Origin of the sequence: Actinacidiphila cocklensis (assembly GCF_907177275.1) — a bacterium.
Classification (GTDB): domain Bacteria; phylum Actinomycetota; class Actinomycetes; order Streptomycetales; family Streptomycetaceae; genus Actinacidiphila; species Actinacidiphila cocklensis.
Genome location: NZ_CAJSLV010000043.1, coordinates 38644 through 64621, shown reverse-complemented (window position 1 = coordinate 64621; position 25978 = coordinate 38644). Strand labels below are relative to the sequence as shown.

Annotated in this window: 19 protein-coding genes; 10 read left to right on the top strand and 9 right to left on the bottom strand. The window is 71.2% G+C overall.

The genetic code is table 11. The features are described from left to right. Positions 1-234 precede the first annotated feature (234 nt). Positions 235-861 carry a hypothetical protein gene (locus tag NFU81_RS40995; protein ID WP_308208271.1) on the bottom strand — a complete coding sequence of 209 codons (627 nt, stop codon included), beginning with the start codon at positions 859-861 and terminating at the stop codon, positions 235-237. A gap of 227 nt (positions 862-1088) precedes the next feature. Between NFU81_RS40995 and NFU81_RS07115 the strand changes: the two genes are divergently transcribed. After that, positions 1089-2405, top strand: a complete 1317-nt coding sequence (locus NFU81_RS07115) for a phosphatase PAP2 family protein (protein ID WP_251486162.1) — start codon at positions 1089-1091, stop codon at positions 2403-2405. Between the two features lie 301 nt (positions 2406-2706). On the opposite strand, the gene NFU81_RS07110 is transcribed toward NFU81_RS07115, so the two are convergent. After that, on the bottom strand, positions 2707-3306 hold the full coding sequence (locus NFU81_RS07110; RefSeq protein ID WP_251486159.1) for a TetR/AcrR family transcriptional regulator: 600 nt from the start codon (positions 3304-3306) through the stop codon (positions 2707-2709). Positions 3307-3384: 78 nt separating this feature from the next. On the opposite strand from NFU81_RS07110, the gene NFU81_RS07105 reads away from it, so the two are divergent. Both NFU81_RS07105 and NFU81_RS07100 read left to right on the top strand, forming a co-directional pair. Beyond that, positions 3385-3687 carry a putative quinol monooxygenase gene (locus tag NFU81_RS07105; protein ID WP_251486158.1) on the top strand — a complete coding sequence of 101 codons (303 nt, stop codon included), beginning with the start codon at positions 3385-3387 and terminating at the stop codon, positions 3685-3687. Continuing rightward, positions 3684-4499 (top strand): alpha/beta fold hydrolase, encoded by an 816-nt coding sequence (locus NFU81_RS07100; protein ID WP_251486156.1) that lies wholly within the window; start codon positions 3684-3686, stop codon positions 4497-4499. The genes NFU81_RS07105 and NFU81_RS07100 overlap by 4 nt, the downstream gene beginning before the upstream one ends. Positions 4500-4697: 198 nt before the next feature. On the opposite strand, the gene NFU81_RS07095 is transcribed toward NFU81_RS07100, so the two are convergent. The 4 genes from NFU81_RS07095 to NFU81_RS07080 form a co-directional block, all read right to left on the bottom strand. Beyond that, positions 4698-5846: a caspase family protein gene (locus NFU81_RS07095; protein WP_251486154.1), complete on the bottom strand. Its 1149-nt coding sequence runs from the start codon at positions 5844-5846 to the stop codon at positions 4698-4700. Beyond that, positions 5830-6378, bottom strand: coding sequence for an effector-associated constant component EACC1 (locus NFU81_RS07090; RefSeq protein ID WP_251486153.1), 549 nt, complete (start codon positions 6376-6378; stop codon positions 5830-5832). The genes NFU81_RS07095 and NFU81_RS07090 overlap by 17 nt, the downstream gene beginning before the upstream one ends. Then, positions 6371-7753, bottom strand: coding sequence for a serine/threonine-protein kinase (locus NFU81_RS07085; RefSeq protein ID WP_251486152.1), 1383 nt, complete (start codon positions 7751-7753; stop codon positions 6371-6373). Before NFU81_RS07085 ends, NFU81_RS07090 begins: the two co-directional genes overlap by 8 nt. 275 nt (positions 7754-8028) lie before the next feature. Beyond that, positions 8029-8445, bottom strand: a complete 417-nt coding sequence (locus NFU81_RS07080) for an Lrp/AsnC family transcriptional regulator (RefSeq protein WP_251486375.1) — start codon at positions 8443-8445, stop codon at positions 8029-8031. A 104-nt stretch (positions 8446-8549) separates the two neighbouring features. On the opposite strand from NFU81_RS07080, the gene NFU81_RS07075 reads away from it, so the two are divergent. The 4 genes from NFU81_RS07075 to NFU81_RS07060 all read left to right on the top strand — a co-directional run bounded on the left by NFU81_RS07075 (position 8550) and on the right by NFU81_RS07060 (position 13613). After that, positions 8550-9293, top strand: a complete 744-nt coding sequence (locus tag NFU81_RS07075; protein WP_251486150.1) for an AzlC family ABC transporter permease — start codon at positions 8550-8552, stop codon at positions 9291-9293. After that, complete coding sequence (locus NFU81_RS07070) at positions 9286-9615, top strand: branched-chain amino acid transporter permease (protein ID WP_251486149.1); 330 nt, start codon at positions 9286-9288, stop codon at positions 9613-9615. The genes NFU81_RS07075 and NFU81_RS07070 overlap by 8 nt, the downstream gene beginning before the upstream one ends. A 581-nt stretch (positions 9616-10196) precedes the next feature. Then, complete coding sequence (locus NFU81_RS07065; protein ID WP_251486147.1) at positions 10197-11588, top strand: DNRLRE domain-containing protein; 1392 nt, start codon at positions 10197-10199, stop codon at positions 11586-11588. 264 nt (positions 11589-11852) lie between these two features. After that, positions 11853-13613 carry an LCP family protein gene (locus tag NFU81_RS07060; RefSeq protein ID WP_251486145.1) on the top strand — a complete coding sequence of 587 codons (1761 nt, stop codon included), beginning with the start codon at positions 11853-11855 and terminating at the stop codon, positions 13611-13613. 34 nt (positions 13614-13647) lie between these two features. Here NFU81_RS07060 and NFU81_RS07055 read toward each other — a convergent pair whose 3' ends face one another. Further along, a complete protein-coding gene (locus tag NFU81_RS07055; RefSeq protein WP_251486143.1) occupies positions 13648-13797 on the bottom strand; it encodes a hypothetical protein in 150 nt (49 codons plus the stop codon). A 298-nt stretch (positions 13798-14095) separates the two neighbouring features. Between NFU81_RS07055 and NFU81_RS07050 the strand changes: the two genes are divergently transcribed. Next, positions 14096-14812, top strand: coding sequence for a type 1 glutamine amidotransferase (locus NFU81_RS07050; RefSeq protein ID WP_251486141.1), 717 nt, complete (start codon positions 14096-14098; stop codon positions 14810-14812). Between the two features lie 337 nt (positions 14813-15149). Here NFU81_RS07050 and NFU81_RS07045 read toward each other — a convergent pair whose 3' ends face one another. Next, a complete protein-coding gene (locus NFU81_RS07045) occupies positions 15150-19265 on the bottom strand; it encodes a S53 family peptidase (RefSeq protein WP_251486138.1) in 4116 nt (1371 codons plus the stop codon). Positions 19266-19509: 244 nt separating this feature from the next. Between NFU81_RS07045 and NFU81_RS07040 the strand changes: the two genes are divergently transcribed. Then, entirely contained in the window at positions 19510-20496 is a 987-nt protein-coding gene (locus tag NFU81_RS07040) for a helix-turn-helix domain-containing protein (protein ID WP_251486135.1), read from the top strand. Positions 20497-20701: 205 nt separating this feature from the next. Here the strand turns inward: NFU81_RS07040 and NFU81_RS07035 are convergent, their stop codons facing one another. Further along, entirely contained in the window at positions 20702-21649 is a 948-nt protein-coding gene (locus NFU81_RS07035) for a helix-turn-helix transcriptional regulator (RefSeq protein ID WP_251486132.1), read from the bottom strand. 92 nt (positions 21650-21741) lie between these two features. Here NFU81_RS07035 and NFU81_RS07030 point away from each other — a divergent pair, with 92 nt between their 5' ends. Continuing rightward, entirely contained in the window at positions 21742-25884 is a 4143-nt protein-coding gene (locus NFU81_RS07030; protein ID WP_274038122.1) for a S8 family serine peptidase, read from the top strand. Positions 25885-25978: the final 94 nt, after the last annotated feature.

The following is a 25978-nucleotide window of genomic DNA, read 5'->3' as shown; positions in this document are numbered from 1 at the left end:
CGTTGCTGAGCTGAATCGGGCACCTACACGTCCTGTGGGGCAGGTGACTGCGGTGGCGCGCCGGTAGGGCGCACGGCCACGGTCGCCGGCATGGCCGCGTCGTGTCCGAAGCGGCGACGCCCGCCCCACGGGCCAGGCAGCCGGTGCCGGCACCCACGCCCAACCCGGCACCAAGACCGGGGCCACCGGCCCGGGAGTCACCGCCCCAGCTACGCCCAACGGCGCAGCCCCCACTCACCGCCAACAGCACCCCGCACCACAGTCCGGGTGCGCGGCCGGTCCCAGGCCTTGCTGGAACGGGTTTTTGGTGCGGTGAGGATCAGGCGGTTGTTGTCGGCGGCGGCGAGTGTGTGGCGGACGTAGAGGACGCGTTCGCGGGTGGACGTCGTCCCAGTGCAGGGCGAGTGCTTCGCCTTTGCGGATGCCGGTGCCGATGAGTACTTCGGCGAGGTCGGCGAAGGCGGGGTCGGCTTTGTGGCAGTGGGTGGTGGGTTTGAGGGTGAGCTGCTTGTCCTTGAGCCAGGTCGTGAGGTAGTCGGCGACGGTGTGGTTGGGGTCGGCGCTGAAGCCGGCCGCCTGGCTCTCGCTCATTCGGCGTAGGTCGGTGCGGGCTGCGTCGGCGGTGGGGTAGCCGCCGCGGCGGATGTTGTTGCGCCGGCGGTCGGGGGAGGGGAGATCGAGGGAGAACGTCCCGGTGCCGTGATCGGGGTCGGCGGCGAGCGTGGGACAGCCGGCTCCGAGTTTGCGGTGCCAGGCCGGCAGCGTGGCGGGCGTGATCGGGAAGACCTGCGCCCGGCGGTACCGCGGCATCAGGGGCGAGAGCACGGCGAGCCGGAGGCGGTCGGCCGGTTCGTAGCGCACTTCCTGTTTTTGAGCCCACAGGGCGCCCGAAGACCGGGCGTCCGACCCCCGTTCGGCTCCCGGTAACATGTTCGAACTCACGGGGATCGCCCTCTTCGGCCGGCCTTCGCCGGGAGAAAAGCGTGCCATCCGGCACGAAGAGTGCTCCGTGCGGCCGATATCCGACGAATCAGCCAAAATTGATACCCAAGACATCGCGGGCGTTTCCGCGAATAAGCAGCAGAACAATGGTCACCGCATGGCGCCGGCCACGAGCGGTGCTATGGGGCACGGCAGGCGCGGCGATCCTCGGATTCCTCGTCTCGCTGGAGATCGCCGCGCGCCACTACGGTCTGCCCGGACCGGTCACCAACCAGGCACGCGAGGTGGTGTTCGCCCCCACCTCGGGGCCGCTGTTGTACGCCGGACTGGCGCTGATGACGGTGGTGCTCACCTGGCGGCAGCGGTTCATCGCGGTCGGCGCGGCGATCGGCGTCGACATCGTCTTCTGCCTGGTGCGGTGGGCGGTAGGCGCCGGGATGCACTTCGGCAACGGCGCCCTGTGGGTGATCCTGGGCTGTGCGGTCATCGCCGTCACGCGCCGCACCGGCCAGGAGCGCGCCCTGTTGCTCAAGGGCGTCGGTCTCGGCCTGCTGCTGGTGACCGGCCACAAGACCGGCGACACCTGGTTGCTCATCACGTCGAAGACCCGCCCGATGGTGTTCGACCAGTACGTGGCGACCGCCGATCACGCGCTGGGCAACCCGTCGTGGCTGGTGGGCCGGGTCGTCGCGGCCACCGGTCCGGTGGGTGCCCACGTGCTGCACGGCGTCTACGGCCAGCTCCCGCTGGCAGCGGCCATCGTCGCGCTGTACCAGCTGCGCAACGTGGCGGTGGAGCGTCGCTTCCCGGGTCACCATCTGGTGCGTACCTTCCTGGTCATCGGCCTGCTCGGGCCAGCCGTCTACATGATCTTCCCGGTGGTCGGCCCGGTCTTCGCCTTCGGCGCCGACGGCGGCCACTGGGCGGTGGCCAACCTGTGGCCGGACACGCCGACACCGATCAGGCCCCCGCACCGGATGGCGTTCGACGGGATCACCCCGCGCAACTGCATGCCCAGCCTGCACACGGCATGGGCGACCACGATCTTCATCCACTCGCGCAAGGGTCCGCGGGTCCTGCGGGCCGCCGGCGCGTTCTGGCTGGTCGCCACGCTCGCGGCGACGCTGGGATTCGGTTACCACTACGGCGTGGACCTCGTCGCCGGCGTGGTGTTCGCACTCACCGTCGAGGCGGCGATGCGCGCGCTCGACCGCGGTTGGGACTGGTCGGCGTCGCGACTGGTCGCCCGCGGTGCGACGGTCTTCGTCGTGCTGCTGGTGTCCTACCGCTACCTGCCGGTGGAGATGGCCAGGCATCCGCGGGTGTTCGGACCGCTTCTCGTCCTGGCGCTGGCCTCGGTGGTCCTCAACTACGTGCGGACCACACGGCGCTGGGACCTGGAGCCCGTGGCGGAGCTGCCGCTGGAACCGCGACCGGTGGAACCGCGGCCCGAACTGGTCTGAGCCGCGCCCTGCCGGGCCGCTGACCTGTCGCAACGAAGTTAGAGGCGATCGTGTCGGCAAGGTCGAAGAATGCGTCGATGACACCGCGCGATCCGGCCATGTCAGGCGTGGCCGGCTGCCGGGTTGCCGATGCAACACCGCGGCCTCGTGGCGCAGTACGAGGAGCTCGACGTTCGTGGCGTCCTCCGACCGAGACGCCGCATACCGACCTACTCCAACGATATCGGCCCCCTCCCCTCTGTGCTCCGGTCGCCCTCCAGGACGCGGGGCACATGGCGTGGCTGCGGGCTTGGTGCGGGTGTTATGTCGTGGTGGTGGGCCAGGTTTGGAGGGCGGTGTCGGCGATGTGGCGGAGGTCGGTGGTGGTGGCGCCGTCGCGGGCTTGGGCGGACATTCCCTGGAGGACGGCGGCGTAGAAGGCGGCGAGTGCTCGTATGTCGGTACCCGGGGGGATGGTGCCGGTGCGTGCGGCGTCGGCGATCTTGGTTTCGAGTGCGGTTCTGGCCTGGGCGCGGATGTCGCGCAGGTGGGTGGCGACGTCGGCGGACTGCGGTGAGCAGTTGGTGGCCGCGGTGATCAGCAGGCAGCCCGGCGGGCGGTCGGGCCGGGTGTAGGCGGCCGACGCGTCGTGCAGCAGCCGTGTGACGGCCGCGCGGGCGTCGGGCTCCTCGGTCAGAGCGCGGACGGTGAAGGCCCCGTAGGTGTGGTTGTAGCGGTCGAGGGCCTCGAAGAAGAGTGTCTTCTTGTCGCCGAAGGCCGCGTAAAGGCTGGGCGCGCCGATACCCAGCGCGCCGGTCAGCATCGCGATGGACGTGGCGTCGTAGCCGTACTGCCAGAAGACCGCGACGGCGGCTTCCAGCGCCTCATCGCGATCGAAGGATCGTGGCCTGCCTGTCTTCATCCTCTCGATTCTATACCGATCGCTAGAGATGTCTGATAGCTTCTTATCGAACGATCACTACAGAAGTGGAGCCCACTCATGGTCGCCCTGGGAATTCTCATCCGCCTGGAAGCCAAGCCCGACAAGGTCACCGAGGTCGAGAGCATGCTGCAGCACGCCCTCCAGCAGGTGAAGGGCGACGTCTCGACCATCGCCTGGCACGCCCTGCGTATCGGCCCCACGTCCTTCGCCGTCTTCGACGCCTTCGAGGACGAGGCCGGCCGCCAGGCCCACTGGGACACCTACAGCAAGCCACTGGAGGCCGCTGCCCCCGAACTGTTCGCCGGGCCGCCGACCGTGGACTTCGTCGACATCCTCGGCGCCAAGCTCCCTGGCGCGTGACCTTAGTGAAGACCGCACACGTCGACGGAATCGACCTCGCGTACGAGATCTCGGGGCAGGGCGAACCACTGCTGCTCGTCCACGGGTCCAACCTCGCGACCGGGCTCGTCCCACTGGCGGCGGCCCTGGGAGAGCCGGCCCCCTCCGTGCAGACGATCCGCTACCACCGGCGCGGCATGACCGGCAGCACCGGGCGGGCCTGGCCGGTCAGCATCGCCCGGCAGGCCGCTGACCTTCTCGGCCTGCTCGACGTGCTCCGGCTGGACAGCGCGCACGTGCTCGGCTACTCCTCCGGTGCGGTCATCGCCCTGGAGGCAGCCCTCTCTGCACCGGACCGGATACGCAGCCTGACCCTGCTGGAGCCGATCCTCACCGAAGTGCCCAGCTGGTCTGGCTTCTCGGTCGGCATGGCACCGATCCTCGCGCTCTACGAAGCCGGCGACATGGCCGGCGCGGCACACGCCACCTTCGCCGGCATGGCAGGCCCGAACTGGCGGCAACTCATCGCGACCGCCGGACCTGGCGCCCTCGAACTGGCCGAACGGGACACGGAGGTCTTCTACCGCGCAGAGTTCCCCGCACTGACCGAGTGGACGCTCGACGCCCAACGCGCCACCGCCTTGAGCGCCCCGGTGCTGTCGGTGGTCGGGGATCACGGCGAAGCCCCCTTCTTCGCAGAGGGCCGGGCACTGCTGCACCAGCACTTCCCGCACTGCCAGGACGCCGACATCCCCGGCGCCGACCACATGATGCACCTGCAGGCACCCGGCGCGATCGCCGCCGCTGTAAGCGGCTTCGCCCTTCAATCCTGATGGTCCCCTTACCGAAAACCTCGTCCGTGCAGGGCGGCAGGCATTTCGACGGTCGTTGAGGGCACGCCTTTTTGAACGTGATCACGTTGGGTCGACCCTTCCGTTGCACACGTTCAGGTGGATCGCGCCCGGTGCTCACCCAGGACGAACCGATAGCGGCGATGAGCTGCATGGTCGAGGTTTTCGGCAGGGACAGGGCTACGCCTGGCCTTCCGCCGCGGCCACCGCGGAGCCGACCTCCATCAGGTCCAGGGCGTGCTTGAGCACCTCGCAGGCTTGTATGTGATTGCCGGCCTCCTGGAGCAGGTCAGCCAGCTGGCGGCAGACCAACACCGCCTCCGGCCCGAAGGACTTGCGGGTCTGCAGGAACGCCTGCTCCAGCACCTCGACGGCCTCCCGGCTCTGCCCCGTGTCGGCCAGCAGCTCGGCCAGTTCGAGCTGCACGGCGAAGTTGTGCGCGCCCGGCTCCGGGGTGCCCTCCTGCAGGACCAGGCGCAGTACCGGCAGCGCGTCCCTGCTGCGGCCTGCCGAACGCAGCATGCGGGCCACTGACAGCCCCGCGCCCAGCATGGCGGCGCGCACCTCCTCGCGCAGCACCGGACCCGCCGGCAGCGGCTCCGCGGTCGCGGCACGGTTGCGGACCAGCGGGAGCCGGCCGGTGTTGTTCTCCTGGTGCCGCTGCGGCCGGGGCCGGTTCTTGGACCGCAGCCGAGCGTCCAGCTCCTGGTAGATCGTCTCCAGGTCGATGAGTTCCGGCCCGTCGACGATGCCCGACCGCAGGATGTCGAGCAGCTCCCCGGTGAACGCGGTGTGCCTCTCGCCGTCCGGGGCCAGTGCCACCCGGTCCCGCGGCGAGGCCGCCAGCACGTAGGCGCCGTCCACCGCTGCCTCGTCGATGATGCCGCCGGTCAGCGCCTTCGCGGCCCGGCCGCTGAAGCAGCAGTCCAGTACGATGATCTTGCGGCGGGCACGGGACTGTCTGACCACTGCCCGCAAGTGCTGGTAACCCACCGCCGTGTAGCCGGTGTTGGCGCGCGACCCGGTCAGTGCGAGGTAGAGGTCGGCGGAGTCCGCGTCCCGCAACCCGTGCCCGGCGTAGTAGACGAGGAGCGTGTCCTCCGCGTCCTCACCCGCACTCTGTACGGGGTCGAGCAGGGCGGAGGAGTCCTGCGGATCGGTGACGACGGCGCAGTGCCGGTCGGGTAGCCCCCACAGCATGGGGTCGCCCAGAGCCTGCGCCAGGTCCCGCAGGTTGGCGGTAACGGCGGGCAACTGCTCCAGTTGCCGGTAGGCCGCAGTGCCGATGAGGACGGCCCGCGAGCCCATCGGATCAGGAAGGCGTTCCATCACCCGCCGCTTCCCCGGCGCGTACGATCGCCGCCCGCGTCGGCCCCTGGGCGGGAACCGGCGGCGGATGGGCATCCGGCGGAGCGGCCGCCAACGGAGCCGCGGCTGGCAGCGGGAGGTCGGCCTGCGGCTGTGTTCCGAGGAACTGGAGGGCGCGGGTCAGCGCGGCCACGTCGACCGGCCCGCTCGCGGGGATCTCGACGGTCGTCTGCCCGCGCCGCAGCGTGATGCCCGGCGGGCGGCGCCGCGCGTCCCGCCACTGCGCGAGGGAGACGGCCAGCGCCCCCGCTGACAGCCCGGACCCGATCGTGAGCTGCAGGACGTCGAAGGCCAGGCCCATGGCGCCCGGCTGCGGTGGCGCGCCGTCCCGTATTCGGCCTGCCGCCCTGCCCGCGAGCGACTCGTCCGCCCGCAGCCAGCGCAGCAGCGACCGCAGATCGTCCTCCGCCGTCCCTGCGGCCGCCAGGGTCAGGACTACCTCGACCTCCCCGGCGGCGGCAAAGGTGCCGCCGATCGTGCCCGTCTCATCCACGTCCACTGTTCCTCTCCGCCTCGCAGCGCTCGCTCACGGCGGAGAACAGCACGACCGCCTCCCCACCGGCGCCCTCCCTCGACAGGCACATCGCCTGCCAGAACTGGGCAGCCAGGGTCGTGGGGTGGCCCGCCCCCAGCGAGATCGGGCAGACCCGGGCCAGCGTGCCGAGGATGCGCACCGCCTCCTGCAGGTCACCGCGGTGGACCAGGGTGACCGCCTCGCGCAACCGTGAGGTGGCCTTGGCCTCGGTCATGCCGCTCATCACCATCTGCTGGGTGGTGCTGCTCAGCCCCACCGGGTGGCCGCCGGGCACCCCGTCGGCCGCCGACGTCGTGGGCCAGGACACCGGCGTGGGAACCGCCGTGGTGTGCAGGCCCGAGATCTCCTCGGGGCGCTCCCTGCCGTCGCCGGGCGCGGGGCGCGGGGCGGTCAGGGGGACGCCTTCCGAGGCCGCGGGCACGTCTGCCGCGGGCCGGTGCACGGTGGCCAGCGCCTGGTCGCGGATACAGTCGGCCACCAGGTCGCGCAACTGCCGTACCAGTTCCGCGGAGACTGTGGTCTCCAGCCGGCCCAGCACGTCCGCGGCGCTCACCGGGCGCAGATCGGCGTCCCGCTCGGTGAGGGCATCGGTCAGCTCGGCGAGCCGCGCCGGGATGCCGGGTGTGCCGGCCAGCCGGGGCAAGCCGGTGTCGACGACCTGGAGGATGATCGGGGCGATCTCCTCTTCCCCGGCGAAGGGGTGCCGCCCGCTGAGCATGGTGTAGAGGCAGGTGCCGAGCCCGTAGAGGTCGGCGGCCGGCCGGGGCGAGGCGCCGCGAAGCGTCTCGGGCGGCAGGTAGCGCGGGGTGCCGACGACTTCGCCCAGTTCGGTGACCGGGGAGTTGTCGACGGTGCGGGCCAGACCGAAGTCCTGCAGGACCACCCGCCCGACCCGGGTGATCATGACGTTGGACGGTTTGACGTCACGGTGGACCACGCCCGCCTCGTGGACGACCGCAAGACCCGCGCAGACACTGGCCGCGACCGCCTCCGCCACGTCGGGCGGCAGCGCTCCGTGGGTGTCGACGAGGGCGTCGAGTCCGACGCCGTCGAGCAGTTCCATCACCACGAAGGGGGTGCCGGTGGCGTCGGTGCCCGCGTCGAGTACCGCGACCACATAAGGGGAGCTGATCCTCGCCAGGGTCGCCGCCTCGCGCCGGAAGCGCTCGGCGGCGACGACGCCAGCGGGCTCGGGGCCGTCGGCCAGCAGCTTGACGGCGACCCGGCGGTCGAGCGCCAGGTCCTCTGCCTCGTGGACGCTGCTGCTGCCGCCGGAGCCCAGCAGCCGCAGCAGCCGGTAGCGGTCGGTCAGCGCCCGTCCCTCCGTCGCCATCCGCCCTCCCGCTCCCCGTCCGCGTCGTGCCCGCCCAACTGCCACCCGCGCCCTACGATCTTATCCGCCAGCGACTCCCAGCGGCCCTGGACAGCCTGAGCGAGGGCGATTTGACGGAGCATCAGTGAACGGATCTGCGTCATCCGGGCTCCGCGACAGGCTCTTCGATCGGTACGCACCCCCCGACGGAACCGGAGGTCTCGATGGCGACGGGGATAGGGGCGTTACGTAGGGCACGGTCCAAGCACGGCCGCAACGCCTGCCAGGCGCACGTACTACCCCATGTCCTTGATCGTCTTCATGGTGGGCTGGGAGATCACCCGGGCGATGCCCGGGATGCCGATGAGCTTGCGGAACTCGAAGGCTTCATACGCCGCGTAGTCAGCGACCAGGACGCGCAGGTGGTAGTCGGGGGTGCCGAACAGGCGGCGGAACTCGACGACTTCCTCGTATCCGGCGATCGCTGCCTCAAGGCCTTCCAGGGTTTTCAGATCGCTGACGGAGACCTCGATGGAGACCGTCACCTCCAGACCGCGGCCGATGGCCTCAGGGTTGACGCGCGCCCGGTAGCCCGCGATGACGCCGGACTCCTCCAGCCTCTTGACCCGCCGCAGGCACGGCGGCGGTGTCAGGCCGACGCGCTGGGCCAATTCGACGTTCGTCAGCCGACCGTCCCGCTGGAGATGAAACAAAATGTCGCGGTCTATGCGATCCAGCGCCTGTTCATTGTTCACAGTGCGACTTTACAGCCATAATGAGACACCATATAAGGTGCAGATACTCATAGAATTACGTCATGTCAGCACCTCCTGTCGAAAGCGCCGGGTACCCGCCGGCCGCCCAGGCGCCGCCCCCCTCCGCCCCCCTGCAGGCGCTGAGGGACTCCGGGGCCGTCGGTCTGGGCGCCTTCCCGATGGGCATCGCCTTCGGCGTCCTGGTCGTCCACTCCGGGCTTCGCTGGTGGTGGGCCAGCGTCTTCTCCAGCCTCATCTACGCCGGTTCGCTGGAGTTCCTCTTCCTCGGGCTCGTCCTGGCCACCGTTCCGCTGGCGCAAGTCGCGCTGACGGCGTTCCTGGTGAACTTCCGGCACGTCTTCTACGCCCTGTCCTTCCCCCTGCACCAGATCAAGGGCAGGGCCGCCCGTGCGTACAGCACCTTCGCCCTCTCCGATGAGGTGTACGCGGTCACCGCAAACGAGGCTGCGCAGTCGTACTCCAGCCGCCGCATCCTGCTGCTCCAGGGGTTCATCCACCTGTACTGGGCGGGCGGCGCTACCGCCGGCGCCCTGCTCGGCTCGATCGTGCCCGCACGGGTCACCGGCCTGGACTTCGCGGTGACCGCGCTGTTCACCGTGCTGGCCATCGATGCCTTCCGCGCCCATCGTGACCTGCCCGTACTCGTGCTCGCTGTGATCTGCGCACTCATCGGGCGGGTTGCCCTGCCCGGCGAGATGCTGCCGGTGGCGTTCCTGATGTTCACTGCCGGGCTGCTGATCCGCTACGCCCTCGCCCGCAGACGCAGGAGGTCCACCGATGCCTGAACCCGGCTACCTGATCACCGCCGTCGGCACCGCCGTCGCCGTCACCTGGGCGCTGCGCGCGCTCCCGTTCGCCATGCTGGTGCCGCTGCGCTCGAATCCACTGACCGGGTACCTCAAAACGTCGATGCCGGTGGGGGTGATGGTCGTTCTCGCCCTTTACACGCTGCGCGACTTCACGCCACGCGTTCCCGACCGGGCCTGGCCGACCGCGGCGGCACTCGCCGTCACCGTGGGACTGCACGTGTGGCGGCGCAACGTCACGCTGTCCGTGGCGGCCGGCACCGCCGTGTACGCGGTGTTGGCCAGCACCGCCTTCGCCTGAGACTCCTGCCCTTCGGAGGGCGGCTGTCCCGCTCACTGAACCGCGCTGCTGTGCACTGTCGACCGGAGACCGGCGCGTCCCGCATCGAGCACCGCAGCCTGCCGGCCCCTGCGATATCACCACGGTGGACACCGACTCCTTCCGGAAGATCATCGAGGACTGCCGGGCGAACGCGGATACCGCCCGCGCCTCCCTGCCGAGAGAATGCGGCGAATTCCGCCTCCGCACGACCCCGAACTGCCGCCCGCAACCGACTCCGGCAGGCGCTTCGGATTCCCGTGTCGGCCGGCCCCGTGACAGCCATCGCCGGGATCGTCCTCCGTATCCGGATTGCGCGCCGGCCCAGTGGACCGTGGGTGCAGCACAGTGCACTCATTGGTGAGGACACGTCAATACGGGTCTCGACGCACTGGCAAGGCTGCCCCCGGTGGGCACGTCCCCACCACCTGCCCCGGTGGAGGGATTCCTGCCCTCCACGATGCTCCTCTTCCACTTCGTGCAAGGAGTCCTGGATGAGTCGTGCACATCTCACAGATTGGCCGGGAAGATCCAGATCCCGCGTACCGCGCCGCTCAGGGAACGTGACCCGGATCGCCGCCCTGGCGGCGTTGCTGCTGCTGGGCGAGGCCGCGTTGATGGTGCAGGGCACCGGCGACGCGATAGCGGTCTCCCGGGGGGCGAAGGCGCCCGCCGCGGCGCCTGCGGCCGCCAAAAAGACCCTCGGCCCGGCGCAGGCCGAGGACGAGGCGTCCGCGATGCTGATGGCTCGGCTGCAGGGCCGCAAGATCGAGATCCTGTCGCGGCGGGCCGCGGACTCGTCGACTTGGGCGCTCCCGTCCGGCGCCCTCCAGACAGAGGCTTACGCGGACGCGATACGGGTCAAGCGCAACGGCGTCTGGCAGGAGATCGACACCTCCCTTTCCGACACGGGCGCCGACCTGAAGCCGGTGTCCGCCGCGGCGGACACCGCCATCTCCGACGGCGGTGACACGCAACTGGCGTCGGTGGTCCGGGGCACCGCACGGTTCGGCATGGGCTGGGAGCGCACGCTGCCGGCCCCGAAGGTGGCGGGCGCGACCGCCTCGTACGATCTGGGCAGCGGCCAGATGTTGAAGGTCACCGCACTCAAGCAGGGGTTCTCCGACAGCGTCGTGCTGGCGAGCGCACCCGGCGCGCCGGTCTCGTACCGGATCCCGATGCAGCTGAACGGGCTGAAGCTGTCCCAGGCGGCCTCGGGACACCTGCTGCTGAAGGACACCGCGGGCAAGCTGGTCGCCGAAGCGCCCGCGCCGATGATGTGGGACTCCTCGAAGAGCCCGGCCTCCGGCGAGTCGGAGCACCTCGCGAGGGTCGGCACGACGATCGAGACGGCAAAGAACGGGGCGCAGACCCTCGTACTGACACCGGACCCGCATTTCCTGGCCGACCCGGCCCTGACCTACCCGGTGACGGTGGACCCCACTTCCACCCTCGCGGTGACGACCGACACATGGGTGCAGACGCCCGACTACCCCGACTCCCAGGTCTCCTCCGAGGAGCTGAAGTCGGGAACGTACGACGCGGGTTCCGACGTGGCCCGCGCGTACCTGAAGTTCGACGTGTCGCCGTTCACCGGCAAGCACATCCAGTCGGCGACGATGTCGCTCTACAACTACTACTCGGCGACCTGCGGCACCTCGGGTGCCGCCACCAACGCGCTGCGGATCACCTCGTCGTGGTCCTCGACCGCCCTGACCTGGGGGACGCGGCCGTCGACGACGACCACCAACCAGGCCGGCAACAGCGGCCACTGGGGCTACGACTCCTCCTGCCCGGCGAACTGGTCGAACTGGACGCTGACCGGGATGTCGCGCAGAATTCCTCCGCGCCCGCACCTGTCACCCGCATCGGCTGCCGGCTGCCGACCTGGAACTCGTCGAAGCGGACCAGCCGCTGTTCCGGTGGCAGGTCGGCACTGCGAAAAACCGTCGTGATCATCTGCCCCCCGCAGGTGTCCAGCACAGCTCACCGATGATCACAGGCAGCGAGTCCGGCGGCAAGGCTTTTTGACACGCGAACCACCCTCGTGCCGGGGCGGCCGTTCGCCGGGGATCTCAGACCGCGATTGCCGTCGTTGCGTATCCGGAGGCGGCGAGATGATTGTCTGATCAGCGGAGTGCAACCTGTCGCCCGCCTCAGACGTCCTTGGAGTCGAGCATCCCAGCCTGCCTGGGTCCGACGTCACAGGGATCACAACAATGAGCGAGCCCTCCCGCGGTTCCCGGGGGCCTGGCACCGGACGCCGTCGTGCCGGCGCGCACAGCGCACGCCCGTCGGCGCCGAACGCCGACACCGCGTCTCCCGCGACCGGCGAGGACGAGCGGCCTGCGGGCGGCAGGGCGGCGGCCCGCAAGGCGGCCCGCAAGGGCGGCGGACGGCGCGGCAGGCGCGTGCTGAAGATCGTCGGCATCACCATGGCCTTCGTCATCCTCGGCGCAGGCGGCGCGGCGGGCTACGCCTACTGGAAGCTCAACGGCAACATCAAGTCCGACGACCTGTCCGCCAACGGCAAGGACGGCGCGGGCCACGAGAAACCCGACGCCTTCGGCCGCACCCCCATCAACATCCTGGTCCTGGGCTCGGACGGCCGCAACAGCGCCGCGGACTGCAAGCTCGGCGGCCACTGCGAGAACGGCCAGGGCGGTGAGCGCGCGGACGTGGAGATACTGCTGCACATATCCGCCGACCGCACCAACGCCACCGTCATGAGCATCCCGCGCGACCTGCGCACGGACTGGAACGGCTGCCACGACGAGGGCCATGCGCAGATGGGTCCGCAGCACAACGCGATGATCAACTCGGCGCTCAACGGCGGCCCCGGGTGCAGCGTGGACGCCGTGCACCAACTGACCGGCATACCCATCGACCACTTCATGAAGGTCAAATTCCAGGGCGTGGTGGACATGTCCAACGCCGTCGGCGGTGTCGATGTCTGCGTGGACGGCAACATCTACGACCCGTACAGCCACCTCAAGCTCAAGAAGGGGCAGCACGAACTGGTCGGCGATGCGGCCCTGGCCTTCCTGCGCACCCGGCACGGCTTCGGCGACGGTACGGACAGCCGCGGCCGGACCGACGGCCAACACGTCTTCATGACGGCTCTGCTGAACAAGCTCAAGAGCAACGGCACTCTGAGCAGCCCCAGCAAGATGTGGAAGATCGCGAACGCCGCAACCAACGCACTGACCGTCGACAACTCTCTCCATTCCGTTCCCAAGCTGATCGGCCTCGGCCAGGACCTCAACAAGGTCCCCACCAAGCGGGTCACCTTCGCCACGATCCAGACCCAGGACCTCGAGTCCGGGACGCAATTGGTGCAGCCGGGCGCGGCCGCCCTGTTCAAGACGATCGCCGACGACCAGTCGCTGACCACTGATGACGGCACCGCCGTGCCGTCCGCCTCGGCCTCCGCCACGCCTACCGTGCCGCCGTCCGCGATCCCGGTGAAGGTCCAGAACGGCGCCGCCAAGGACGGCGTGCTCGTCCCCGGCCGCGCCGGCGACGTCCAGAAGGAGCTGAAGAACCGCGGCTTCACCCAGGCCACCGCGGTCACCGGCACCCAGACCCCCACCACCTCGGTGGCCTACCCGGCCGGCCGGCAGGCCCAGGCCCGGTCCGTGGCCAAGGCCCTCGGCATACCGGCGAAGGACGTCAAGCAGGACGCCTCGGCGACCGGCATCGTCCTGACCGTCGGCTCCGACTGGACCACCGGCACGACCTTCCCCGGCGGCAAGACCGACGCGACCGACGCCGACCGCAAGGCCGCACTGGACGGCGCGAACCGGCAGCTCGGCGACAACACGGCCAAGTGCGCCAAGGTCAGCAGGTTCACCAACGTGATCGGCCTGGACCGCAACTACAACTTCACCACCGACGCCACCCGCACCAGACACGGCATATCCCCCGCCCAGGCCTACGACAAGGCCACAAGGGAGGGCATAAAGGACTCCGCGCCGTAAAGAGGAGCCGGCACGCAGCGCAAAGCCGTCTGTGTCACCGCTCCCGCACCGGCCGCGGCGGATCGCCGTCCCGCGCGCCGCAGTCATGGCCCCGGTAGTGGTGGGCGATTGCGCGTGTGAGGTCGCCCGGCAGTTCGCTCTTCGGCTGAACGGCGCCTGCGCGCCAGTGCAGTGTGCGGCTCATGCCGGGCCTCCCTCGCGTGTGCTGGGCGTCTGGCAGGCCGTCCGCGGGGGAGGGAATCCACGCGCGGGCGAGGGGCTTTCGGCGGTGGCGGCGTGGAGGGTGGGCCCGAGCGCGTGATGGCTTTCGCATGATGTCCCCCGGGGGTGTGGTCCGCGGTAGGTGCCGGGCGGTCTCGGGAGCCCGGCGAGATAGGCGGTGCCGCTGTCCCGTGGCCTTCTGCCTCGGGCCGGGGGTGCTTGGTGTGTCCGTTCGGCGGCCGTGTCCGGGCGGAGGTGACGGAAAGGAACCGGTCGGAGTCATGGCTGTTGGGGCAACGGTGCTGGTGGTGCAGAGCAGTGCGCACAGTGGGCCTGGGCGGTGGTCCGGCTGGCTCGCCGAGGGCGGTGTCGGCATGGAGGTGGTGCGGGCGGACGCGGGGGAGGAGCTTCCGGGGCGGCTGGAGCACGACGCGCTGGTCGTGCTGGGCGGGGGGTACCTGCCCGATGACGACGAGCGGGCGCCGTGGCTGGCGGGTACTCGGGCGCTGGTGGAGCAGGCACTGCAGCGGGGGGTGCCGATGTTCGGTATCTGCCTCGGCGGCCAGATGCTCGCCCAGGTCGCGGGCGGTGCGGTGGAGGGAGCGCATGGGGAGCCGGAGTTCGGCAGCACGGTGCTGACGTTGCGCCATGAGGCGGCGGATGATGCGCTGTTCCGGGAGCTGCCGGAGCGGCCGACGGCTGTGGAGAACCACGTGGACGCGATCGTGCGCCTGCCGCAGGGAGCACACTGGCTGGCGAGTAGTGAGCGGTGCGCCTATCAGGCGTTCCGGGTCGGGGCGGCAGCATGGGGCGTGCAGTTCCACCCCGAGGTCGCGCCGGAGAGCCTCACCCGGTGGTCCGCGGCTCGGCTGGAACGCTACGGAGCGGACCGGGAGGAGCTGCACCGTGTGGCCCTTCGGGAAGACCTGACCGCCGCCGCTGTATGGCGGAAGGTGGCCCTGCGGTTCGCCGCGAGGGTGAGGAACGGCCGGGGGTAGGGGGAATCGCAGGGGCACGGCGCTCCGGCCAGGTGCTGGCTCTGGCCGATGGCCAGGGCAGCGGCTCGCGCTTCTCACGGAGCTCTCACGGACTGTGCGTCATGAGGCGGTGGCAGGTGTCACGCGGGTTGGACGAGGCAGGCCCTGACCTGGGTAATTGGACGGGTGAACGGCAGACGCAGTTGATTTCGACCGCTGGGGGTCAAGGGGTCGCAGGTTCAAATCCTGTCGTCCCGACGGTGTTCTTGCAGTTCAGAGGCCGTTCCCTCGGCCCGCCGGTATGCCCGGAGGGGCCTGGCATCTGCTGATGCCAGGCCCCTCCGGGTGTGGTTGCCGGTTACTTCATCGCGGCAAGGGCCGTGTCCACTCCGGTGGTCGGAGAGCCGAGGCCGGTGACGGTGTCGTAGCCGGGTCCCGCGGTGCACTCCGCACCGCAGGCGCCGTTGGCGCCGGAGGTGATGTCACGCAGGTGGTCGCTGCCGAGGGCGTAGACGTCCGCGTGTGCGGTGTCGCCGTCAGGACCCGCCGAGGCCAGGTGCGGCTTGCCCGCCGCCGCCCGCAGCTGGTCGGCGGAGGCGATGACGGCGCCCCAGATCGGCGCCGCCAGGCTGGTGCCGCCGACCTCGACCCACACGGAGCGCTGTGTGCCGGTGACGGTCGTCATCGTCACGTACACCGGCACGCCGGTCGCGGGGTCGGCGACCATGCTGACGTCCGGTGTGGCCCGGAGCGGCGAGGTCTGGACGCCGTCCTGGTATGCCGGTCGCGGCTCGAAGTAGCTCAGGCCGCCGCCCGTCGAGCGCCACGCCGTCTCGTCGGTGGTGTTGCCGGCCGCGTCGAGCTGGAGGCTGGTGCCGCCGATGGCCAGGACGTAGGGGTTGGTCGCCGAGTACCCCGAGGGGTAGCCGGCGTCGCCGGTGGACTGCACGCAGACCGAGTCGGCGAGCTTGCAGTGGCCGTCGTAGAAGCCCTCCTCGGAGAACTCGCCCGAGCCCCAGCTGTTGCTGACCGCCGCGGGGTGCAGCGCCGCGGCTGCGTCGTCGGCGCGCTCCAGGGCCGCCATCGACGCGTCGGCCGACTCGACGAGGACGATCTTCGCGTGCGGGGCGACCGAGTGCACCCACTCGATGTCCAGCGCCGCCTCCTCGTTCCAGCCGGTGTTGCCGGCCGGCCGGCTGCCGTCGGCGTAGACCTGCTGGAAGTCGAAGCAGTCCGCGCCGGCGTCCACCGTGTCGCAGGTGGGCGGCAGGTCGAAGTGGGTGGCGAAGTGGTTCAGGTCCGCCTCGGCCGTCGGGTAGTCGAAGGCGTCGACGATGGCCACGGTCTGGCCGGTGCCGTCACCCTTGAGGCCCAGGCGTGCCTGGATCTGCTGCGGGCTGTAGCCGCGCGTCGTCTCGGCGTCGTTGTCCGCTGCGTCGCTGTGCACCTTCGCCGCCGGGAGCGTGGCCTTCACCTGGACCGGGAACGCGGTGGTGGCGACCGGCATGCCGGTGCCCGGCAGGGGGCTCGCGGGGCCGTCGGCGGTCGGCGTGGCTGCCGCGGACGGGGAGGTCCCGGCAGCGGTGCCCGGCGTGTCGGTGAGCTGGTAGGTGGTCAGGCCGTGCGGGAAGGCGTCGCTGGCGAAACCCCCGCCGCCGACCGCCTGGACTGCCAGGTCGAAGCCGCGCCAGTCGAAGGCGAGCCCGATCACGTCGTCAGCTGTGCCGTTGCCGAGCTCGGCCGTCGTGACCGCATTGGCGCCCAGAGCGAAGTCGTTCTCACCGATGACGACGTTGTCGGTGTTCGGCACGGGGCTGGGGTAGGTCAGCAGGCCCTCCTCCGCGGTCACGAACCCTTCGGTGCCCTTGCTGCTGTGGGTGAACACGCCGTTGTGGGCGTTGAGGTAGTCGGTGAACGGGTAGGGCGCGCTGCCGTCCGTGGGATAGACGGTGGCGTTGAACTGCCGGGTCTCGACAAGCCCGCTCTGCCGGGAGGCGGTGAAGGACTCGAATCCGATGGAGCCGGGGCTCTCGTAGTGGGAGGCGACGGCGCCCGTGCGGGTGTCCAGGAACTCGATGAGGTGCGTGTTGGCCGAGGACTGCCCGCGGAAGGCGAACGCCGCGGCGTGACCGTCCGCACCGGGCACTGCCGGGTCGGCGTAGACACTGTCGCCGGGGGCCACCCAGCCGGCGCCCGGGTCGCTGGTCGGCGTGGCCCAGAGCGGGGTACCCGTCGCCGGGTCCAGGCTGACCGCGGTGGGGGCCGGGTCGGAGACCGCAGGCGTGCCGGTCTCCGGGTAGCTGCCGCCGTACTCCAGCAGCAGGTGGCCGGCGGAGTCGGTGGTGACGGTGGAGAAGACCAGGGACTTCCCGGCGGTACCGGTCGGGGTGTAGGTCCAGTTGGGGGTGCCGTCGGCGGAGTAGGCGGTCAGGGTGGTGTTCGGGACCACGATCTGGGAGTCGCCGTGGCCGTCGGGGGTGACGGTGACCGAGCCGGTGTAGCCCTTCCCTGTGGGCACGTTGCTGCGGACCGCTCCCGTGCGCAGGTCGAGGACGGAGAATCCGGTGCCGGTGGCGGCCACCACCGAGGCGGTGGGGTGTCCGTTCCGGTCTGCGAAGGCGCCGGTCGTCAGCTGGTGCACGGAACCGCCGACGGTCGCCTGCCACAGCAGGGCCGGCTTCGCGTTCTTCAGCGTCCGGCCGTCGAGGGCGAAGACGCCGCGGCTCTGGCCGCCGACCACCAGGTCCTTGACGTGGTCGCCGTTCACGTCCGCGGCGACCGCGGCGTAGGGGTCGGCGAACAGCGGCAGCGGCTGGGGCAGGCCCTTCTCCGGGTCGAAGAAGTAGGCGGTGCTGTCGTAGCCGACGGTCAGCAGGCGCCCCTGGTAGGGGGTGAGCTGGTCGCCGGAGACGGAGCCCTCCTGCTTCCAGTCGACAGATCCGCTCTGCGCGTCGAAGCCGAGGACCTGGGTGTGCTCCGGGCCGTTCTGCAGCGTGGCGGAGTCGTTGGCGGGGTCGGAGACCGAGGCGACGACCTCGCCGCTGCCGTGGGTGTCGTACTGCAGGGCCAGAACCGGCGCGTTGGGGCCGCCGACCGTGGAGGCGGTGGTCTGCGACCAGACGGTCCTGCCGCGGTCGTCCCAACCGGAGACGGTGCTCTGCCCGTCGGTCAGGTCCGCGTTGATGCCGAGTTCGGCGACCGCGTAGCGCACCTCATGGCCGTGCGGGTCCGGGACGACCTGGAAGTCCTCCGGGATGGTGCCCTCGCGGGAGGCGATCACCGAACGGGTCCCGCTGCGCGGGTCGATGGAGGTGAGGTCCCAGCGCACGCTGTCGAAGGGGTCGTTCTGCTCGACGACCAGGACGCGGCCGGTCTGCGGGTCCTGCGCCACCATCCGGGGATAGCCCGGAGTCCTGGTGTCGGTCGCGACCCGGCCGTTCGAGGGATCGATGACCAGGACGTGCCCGGCGGGCGGACGCGGACTGCCCAGACCCATCGGCGTGTCGGACCAGGACGCGGCGATCCGCCCGCTGTCCAGCGACTCCAGGTCGCCCCAGTTCGCCCACGGCGCCCGCGTGGAGTAGGTCCAGGCGGCTGTCCCGGTCAGCTTTCCGCCCGCGGCGGGAGCGAAGCTGTACGCGGTGAGGTTGCTGCGGCTGTCCCCCTGCTCGGGGGTCGGGTCGTACGTCCAGCTGGGGCCGGTGGAGTTGGCGACGATCAGCTTGCCGTCCTGGGCCAGCATGTTGCCGACCGAGCCGGGGACCAGCTTGCTCCAGGTGGTCTTCCCGGTGCCCCCGTCCAGCACGGTGACGAAGGTGCCGTAGTCCAGGTCGGAGCCGGGCGAGGTGAACGGACGGAACGGGTAGTCCGCCACCGCGTAGGCGACGGCGATGTCGTCGGTGCCGTCGTGGTTGAAGTCGCCGGTCACGTACGGGTGCCGGCCCGTCGACGACATCTGGTACGGGTCGTAACCCTCGTAGAGGTTCGGCACGTACGGGTTCGGCTGGTACCAGTTGGTCGGCGAGACCTTCCAGTCCGTGTACAACGAGGTCGCCGTACGGTCCCAGACCTGCTTGCCCTTGGCGTCGTACCGGGTGATGGTGCCGCCACTGAAGACGGCGACCCAGTCGCCGGTGCCCGGCAGGGCCGTGGTCACCGCGTAGCCGCGTGCCGTCTCCGCCTGGCCGGTCTGCTGCAACGTCGTGGCGGTGGACGCGGAAGCGGACGGGGATGCGGGTGCGGGTGCGGCGGCGCTGCCGCGGCCGGCGGCGGATGGTGCGGCCGAGGGGGGCAGCGCGGCCGAGCCGCTGTGCTCCTGGGAGGCCACCTGCGCCGACGTCCCGTCGATGCGGTTCTCGAACCGCTTGCTCAGCTTCGCGAGGGAGCCCGCGTCGAGGCGCAGCTCCTTGTGGTTCTGCGAAGTGTCCGCATGGGCTGCGGGCATCGCCAGCAGGGCCGCGCCGACTGCCAGCACAGTTGCCACTGTGCTGGAGCGTATGCCCCTACTTCGTCTCATCGGCTGTCCGTCGCTTCCGTCATCGGGTGCGACGACTCTGCCTGGTCCAGAGGTTGTCGCCGCACGGGGGAGTGGCAGCACTCTGGCATCGGTGAGGGCCGTCCGGCAGAAGCAACGGTGGCCGATTCCGGCAGCTGCCGGTATCGGCCAAGACGGTTAGGCTGCGCCCGTGCCAGCATTCCCACGATGAGAGGAGGGCGCCATGCTGGAGTCCGTCGGGCTGGACGAGGCGAGCGAGCGGGTCTATCGGATGCTGGTCGTCCAGCCCCCACTGACCCTTCAGGAAGTCGCCGACCATGTGTCCGACGTGTCCGCGGCCGGGGTACGCCGGATCCTGGAGACCTTGACGGAGGCCGGACTGGCCGAGCTCGCGCCCGGCCGCCCGCTGCGCTGGAGCGCGGTGGACCCACGCCTGGGCCTGGCCGCGATGATCCGGACGCGGCGTGCCGAACTGGACCGCACCACCGCGGCGTTGGAGACCTACGCCGCCGACTTCCACGAGCGGATGCTGCGGACCGATCCGCACCGCCTGGTCGAGGTCATCGAGGGGCCCATCGCGATCACGGCACACCTGACCGAGCTGATGGCCGGGGCACAGCAGGAGGTCCTCGCCTTCGACACCCCGCCCTACGTCACGGTCGACCACACCGCGTCCAGCGCCGAGCAGGACCTGCTGGGGCGCGGCATCAGCGTCCGCGCGGTCTACTCGACCGAGGTGCTCGCGATCCCGGACCGCGCGGATCGGCTGCGCTCCCTGGTGTCCCTGGGCGAGCAGGCCAGGGTGGCGCCCCGGGTGCCGCTGAAGATGGTGCTCGTCGACGACCGTGAGGCCGTGATCCCGCTGACCGCGAGCGCCGAGGGCATCCGCACCTCGGCGGCACTCGTCCGGCGATCCCGGCTGTGCGACGCGCTGCGGGAGCTGTTCGAGGCGCACTGGGCACAGGCGGTCCCGGTGTTCTCCGGGACAGGCGGGACGACGACGGCCAACGAGGGCCACCCGGACCTGCTGCCCGCGGACCGATCCCTCCTGCACCTGCTCAACGCCGGGCTGAAGGACGAGGCGATCCTGCGCCAGCTCGGCATCAGCGAGCGCACACTGCGCCGGCGTATCAACGAGCTGACTGCTCGCCTGGGTGCGACGAGCCGCTTCCAGGCCGGCGCGCAGGCCGTCCGTCGCGGCTGGCTGTGACGGCCGAGGACGGTGCGGACCGCTCCCGGTGCCGGTGCCGGTGACGACGCCTTCGACGCGAGCCAGGTCACCGCCGGAGCCCAAGGACCGTGATCCCAGGCTGCGTCACCCGGCCGCACGCAACGGCCTCGACAGGCGATCCTCGACCCGCCCCCTTCCGCTCGCCGGCCGCGCGAGTCGCCGGACCGGAAGGCGGCGCGCGGAGTCACAGCCAGCCGCTGCGGGCCGCGATGACTCCGGCCTGGAAGCGGTTGGCCGCGCCGAGCAACGCCAGCAGGCGGCTCATCCGGCGCCTCATGGTGCGGATCGACAAGCCGAGCTGACGGGCTATCGCCTCGTCCTTGAGGCCGCTGACCAGGAGGGTCAGCAACTGCCTGTCCTCCTCGTCGAGCGGGTCCTCGGCGGGGGAGTCCAGCGGAGTGGCCTGCCGCCAGCACATCTTCCAGTAGTCGACGAGCGCGTCGAGCAGGGTGGAGGGGTGGATGACCGCGGCCCGTACGTCGCTGAGGTCGAGCGACAGCGGCATCAGGGCGAGCCGGCGGTCGGCGATGGCGAGTTTGACCCGCAACCCCGGCAGCACCCGTGCCTGTTCGCCGTGGCCGATCAGCTCGCGGATGTCACCGAGGACGCCCGGCCACTGCAGCGCCTCAGGGGCGTAGACCGAGCGGTATTCCACGCCGCGAGCCAGTGCGGCGATCTCCACCGGGTTGGAGGTGGTCAGCGCGTACGGCGGCCGGTCGAGGGCGATGACCTCCTTGCAGGCCTGCTGCTGCAGGCGTACGAACCAGCGGCCCAGCGCTTCGCTGCCGGTGACGATCTCGACGTCGTCGGTGGCGCCTTCCTGCGCCCCGGCGAACAGCAGGGACAGTTCGGTCGCCGCGCTCCTGACCCGGTCCAGCTCGGCCGTCCTGGCTCTGATCAGTGCCTCCATCGCCGCCCGCGGCTCGATCGCTGCGTAGCGGCGGCGGGGCCCGGCGAGCCGGCCGACCAGCCCGTGGTCGCGCAACCGGTCCAGCGCGCGGGCGATCCGATCCGGGGAGTGGCCGAGGTCGGCGGCGAGTTCTGCGGGGCGCGCGGTGTGCCGGGCGAGGATCGCGCGATAGACGCCCTCGTCGAACGGGTCGATGCCCGCGGCGGTCAGTTCGGTGATCACCGGCCGAATTCTGGCCCACGTGTGCCACTGGCATCAACGGGCCACGGAGAAACATTGCCGTGGTCAGACCGCTGCACGTACTACTGCTGCCCATGGCATTCACTCGTCGAACATCGCTCAGCGCCGGTCTGGCAGCCGTCGTTGCCGGAGGGCTCCTCGCCGGGATTCCGACCGCCGCGGGCTCGGTTCCCCCGGCGCCCGGACAGCGGGTGATCGTGGAGCTCTCCGGGGCCGCCGCGGTCGGCGCCGTCCCCGGGGGCCGGGTGCGGGCGGCCGATGCCCCCGCGGTCGCCGCGCAACGCAGAACGCTGGCCTCGCGGCAGCAGGACCTCCTCGGCAGGGCACGGCAGGCCGGTCTGCACCCCGCGTCGGTCCGCGCCTTCAACCTCCTCGTCGACGCGGTGGCGATGACGGTGCCCGCCGGCGAGGTCGCCCGGCTGTCCACGCTGCCGGGCGTCACGGCCGTCGTGCCCGACGCCCCGATGAAGGCGCAGACCGACGTCAGCGTTCCGCTCGTCGGAGCGCCCGACGTGTGGAAGCGCGAGGACCCGGCGGGGACGGCCACCCGTGGAGCGGGGGTGACGGTCGCCGTCATCGACTCCGGCGTCGACTACACCCATCCCGACCTCGGCGGTGGATTCGGCCCCGGACACAAGGTCGTGGCGGGCTACGACTTCGCCAACGGCGACGCCGACCCGATGGACGACAACGGCCACGGCACCCATGTCGCGGGGATCATCGCGGGCAGGGCCGCGGAGAAGGGCGGCATCACCGGCGTCGCCCCCGACGCAAGCATCGTCGCGTACAAGGTCATGGCAGCCGACGGCACCGGTTGGGAGTCCGACATCATCGCGGGCATCGAGGCGGCGGCCGACCCGGCGAACCCGCACCGCGCCGACGTGATCAACATGAGCCTGGGCGGCACAGGCGACGGTACCGATCCGGTGGGCCTGGCCGCGACGGCCGCCACCCGCGCCGGCGTTGTCGTGGTGGCGGCCGCCGGGAACGCCGGTCCCGGCCCGAGCACCGTCATCAGTCCGGCGTCCGCCGACGGGGTCATCGCGGTCGGCGCCTCGACGAGCAACCTCGTGCTGCCGACGGCGTATCTGGCCGGGCCGCACCCCGAGCTCCTGCAGACCACCCGGCTGTCCCTGTCGGCCAACCCGCCCCTCGCACCGGTCACCGCCCCCCTGGTGGACGGGGGCGACGGCACGGACTGGTCGCGGATCGGCGACCTGCACGGCAAGATCGTGCTGGTCCGGGCGGACCCGACCGTGGACCTGGCCCGGCAGGCGGAGCAGCGCGGCGCCTTCGCCCTGCTCGTCGGCCCTCCGGCCGGCAGCGGGGGCGGCCCCCAGTTCACCGCCGCCGAGCCGGGAGTCGCGACGGTTTCCGCCGACGCCCCCGGCATCGAGGACTCCGGCGACTCCCAGCGCATGGACAAGATCGTCCTCATGGGCGTCGACGACGGCCAGTGCGCCGAGCTGAGCGCCCGGCTGGCGAGCGGGCGGACGTCCGTCACGGTCAGGGGCACCGACGCCACGGACCAGATCGCGTCGTTCTCCTCCCGCGGCCCCTCGCAGCGGCTGGAACTGAAGCCCGACCTGGTGGCGCCCGGCGTGGAGATCCGCTCCACCGTACCGAAGGGCCTGTACGCGCCCGGCGAGTACCGCATGTCCGGTACGTCGATGGCCGCTCCGCACGTGGCCGGCGCGGCGGTGCTGCTGCGGCAACTGCACCCGGGGGAGTCACCCGAGGACGTGAAGTCCGCGCTGGTCGGTACCGCGAAACCGCTGGACGGCGTCGCACCGACCACCGCGGGCTCCGGGCGGCTCGACGTGTCCGCGGCGGCCGGCGCGGTGGTCACCGCCGAACCGGCGACGCTCTCCTTCGGGCTCGCGGACCTCTCCCGGCAGACCATCGGCGGCACGAGGACCGTCACGCTCCACAACACCGGAACACGGCGGCTCGCCGCCACGTTGACGGCCGGCGGCGCGGCCACGATCAACCCCGGGCGCCTCGACATCGCGCCCGGCGGGACGGCCACCGCCACCGTGACGCTGAAGGCGGCCCGCCCGGCTGCCGCCGCCGAGGTCAGCGGACACGTCACCGTCACCCCTGACCTCGGCCCGGCCATCACCGTCCCCTACCTGCTGGTCGCCCGGCCGATGCTGGTGCAGGCCACGCCCGACCCGAGCGACGGCCACTCCACGGTGTTCGTCGGCAGCCCCGTCCCGCTCGGCGCACCGCCGGCCATCGTCGTCACCCCGCCGCACGGCAAGGCCGTCACCGTCCCGGCGGTGGCCGACAGCGGTACCTCGTACGAGGCGGCGGTGACCGTCGGCGCCCCAGGGGCGTACCGGGTGTCGGTCAGCGGCATCGCCACCACCGGGCAGCATCTCGTCGGCTCAGCCTTCTTCGAGGTCACCCCTCAGGACAGCCGGAGCGACCGGTGGGAGCCGGTCGGCCCCAACTCGGAGGCGGGGGAGCTCACCATCGCCCCCAGCGCGCCCCGGGAGGCCGTCGTCACCCAGAGCGGCAAGGCCGGACCGTGGCTCACCACCGACAGCGGCACCACCTGGACCCAGCTCAACCGCCTCCCGGTGTCCGGTGGCAGCGGAGCCGTCGTCATCGACGCCAAGCGGGCGGACCGCTGGTGGTACGCCGTCAGCGGTGGATCGGTGACACAGGGCACGGTCCTGCGGACGCAGGACCGGGGCCGTACCTGGACGGCACTCGCCGTACCGAACACCCGCATCTCCGCGCTGGTCGCCGACGACAAGACCCGCGCCCTGATCGCGGTGACCGACGGCGGACTCCTCGTCAGCACCGACGCGGGAGACACCTGGACGGGGTATCCCACCGGGGTCCCCGGTGACGTCAGGTGGGCGGCGGTCGGCGGGAACGACCTGTACCTTGCGAACCAGGACGGCGTCTGGGTGCGACCGGGCATCGTCTCCGGCACCCCGGGAGCGGTCCGGCAGGTCTACCGTTCCTCCGGCGGCATCAGGGCACTGACTGCGGACGGTTCCGCCGTCGTCGCCTACGACCAGCAGACCGGCGTGGTCGGCTCGTACGACCACGGAGGCACCTGGTCCACCCTGCTTGCACAGCCCTGGATCGGCGACGGCCTCCGGATCTCCGGCGGCGACGTGTTCCTGGCGGCGGCCGGCGAGAGCTGGCTCGGCCGCAACGAGGGCCGTGTCTGGTCGCCGATCCCCAACCCGGCGGCCAGTGCGATACCGCTGGACTACGACCGCTGGGCGGACGGATCGTTCACGATCGCCGAGCAGACGGCCGGCCTCTACCGGGGCACCGCCGCCGGCTACCGGCGCATCGGGGTCCAGGGCGGGACGGTCCACGACCTGGCCGTCACCGGGAACACCCTGCTCGCGGGTACGCCCTACGGGGTCCAGCGCGCCCAACTGCCGGTCGGAGCCGCTGAATGGGGTGCCTCGGGCAACGAGGGACGGTTCGGCGAGACGGTCAGGCTGGTCGCCGTGTCGCCCAAGAACCCCAAGGTGGTGTGGAAGGTTCGCGAAGGCTCGGGCGACGGGACGTTCTACATCTACCGGAGCGACGACGGCGGCACGACGTGGGAGCAGAAGGCGCTCTTCCAGGAGAACCCGACGTCGCTCACCATCGACCCCGCCGACCCTGACCGGGTGCTCGTCGGGTACACGACCCTCGACGACGCGGGCCTGTTCGCGACCGCGGACAACGGCAGCACATGGAAGGCCCTCCACCATGACGCCTTCTTCGACGCCGTGGCCGGCGACCCGCACGACCCGCTCCGCCTGTGGCTGGGCAACACCAGCGGCCTCTACCGGTCGGACGACGGCGGGGCCACGGTCACCAAGGTCGCCGACGGTGCCGTCTCCGCGCTGGCGATCGACGGCAGCCGGCTGCTCGTCGGCGGTGACGGCGTCCGGGTGAGCAGCGACGGCGGGCGGTCCTTCAGGACCGCGGACACCGGAGGGCTCCCGACGAGCGTCTCGGACATCATCCGGGTCGGCGGAGCGCTGTACGCGGCCACGACGTCGTCGTTGGTGAACAACCTGCCCAGGGGCGGCCGCGGTGTCCTGCGCAGCACCGACAACGGCCAGACCTGGGCCAACATCTCCAACGGGCTGCAGAACCTGAACGCCACGACGCTGGCGGCGAGTCCGGACGGCGGCTACCTCTACGTCGGTACCGTCGCCGGCGGCCTGCACCGCCTGAAGCTGCGACACTGACCCACCGATCCGAAGCGGCAGGTGGGGCGGGCTCTCAGCGAGCCGCCCCACCTGCCGCCTGCCGCCCGACTCCGGCGACGGTGGTCCGTACGAA